The sequence below is a fragment of the Aphanothece microscopica RSMan92 genome (genome assembly GCF_046613545.2).
GTDB lineage: Bacteria > Cyanobacteriota > Cyanobacteriia > PCC-6307 > Cyanobiaceae > NIES-981.
Genome location: NZ_JBKKKY020000196.1, coordinates 1 through 1232, shown reverse-complemented (window position 1 = coordinate 1232; position 1232 = coordinate 1). Strand labels below are relative to the sequence as shown.

The following is a 1232-nucleotide window of genomic DNA, read 5'->3' as shown; positions in this document are numbered from 1 at the left end:
CCGAACTGGCCTTCGTGCGCCAGATGATCTCGGACGTGGCCGCGCGGGGCGAAAAGACCCGGCCAAGGGATCTGGACAAGATCGGCAAGCAATGGGCCGATGCGGTGGGCGTGTTCCGCGCCCGCGTCGACGATCTGGTGCGCGCCGTCGAGGAATTCGCCAAGGCAGGCGGCCCCGCCGATGCCGCGCTCAAGCTGCGCGCCGCCCTCGACAAGATCATCCGGCGGCTGGACCCCAAGGCCTTTGACGCTGTGGCCAAGGACCTTGCCGATCCCGAAAAGGCCAAGGCCGCCCGCGAGGCCGCCCTGCGCCGCGTCCGGGTGCTTCAGGACATCATCCGCAAGGACCCGGTGATCCAGCGCTGCGTGGCCAATCCCTTTGCGGTCAAGGGTTTTGCCAGCGATCTTGACTATCGGCTGCGGCAGATCGAACTCAACGTCCTGCGCGGCGTCTGACAGGAAGGGCCCCCGCCATGTCCAAGGAACCCGTCACCGCCCCCGAAGACCCGATCACCGCCGAACGGCTGAAATGGATCACGCTCCTGACCGGGGCGATGGCCGACAGCGACAAGGCCCTGGCCGAGGCCGACCAGCGCGCCGCCGCACAGGCCACCGTCGAAAAGGCGCTGGGCCCCGAGGTGCGCAACAAGATCAAGACCGACCTGCAATCCGTCGCGGTCACCGTCACCGGCACCCTGCGCGACAAGCAGATGGCGATCCTCGACAAGGACGGCAACACCGACAACGAGATCGACACCTGGCACCACGGCCCCAAGCTCGCCGCCGCCCTGCCGCCCGAGGATCAGAAGAAACTGACCCAGGCGATGGACCGGATCCTTGCCGTGCAGGCCGACCTGCGCAAGCTGGACCTCTACAACCCCGGCGATCCGCCGCAGATCGACATCCCGTCCGAGAACCCCGACGAATTCCCCGAACCCCAGCGCAGCGAACTGCGCAAGGCGATCATCGACGCCGTGGCGCTGCGCAAGGAGAAAGAGGCCGAATATGCCCGGCGCAAGGCCGAATGCGACGCGCGCCTGGCCGAGGACCTCTGGCTTCCCCTGCAACGCGAAGGGGTGATCCCCGAAAACTTTGTCCCGCAGGACATGTCCAGCGTCGCCAACCAGTTCAAGGCGGCCGGCGACCTCTATGACGAGGCGTTGCAGGAATATTCGGCCACGCTGACCGAAAAGGACCTCCTAAAGGAGGATTTCGCTCTGGCCTTCAAGGTGG

2 protein-coding genes are annotated in these 1232 nt (G+C 66.3%); both read left to right on the top strand.

What is annotated here, in order from left to right; genetic code table 11:
• On the top strand, window positions 1-455 hold a 455-nt coding region (locus ACLD7X_RS16920), incomplete at its 5' end, for a hypothetical protein (protein ID WP_411424857.1).
• 17 nt (window positions 456-472) lie between these two features.
• The coding region (locus tag ACLD7X_RS16915; RefSeq protein ID WP_411424856.1) for a hypothetical protein at window positions 473-1232 on the top strand (760 nt) is incomplete at its 3' end.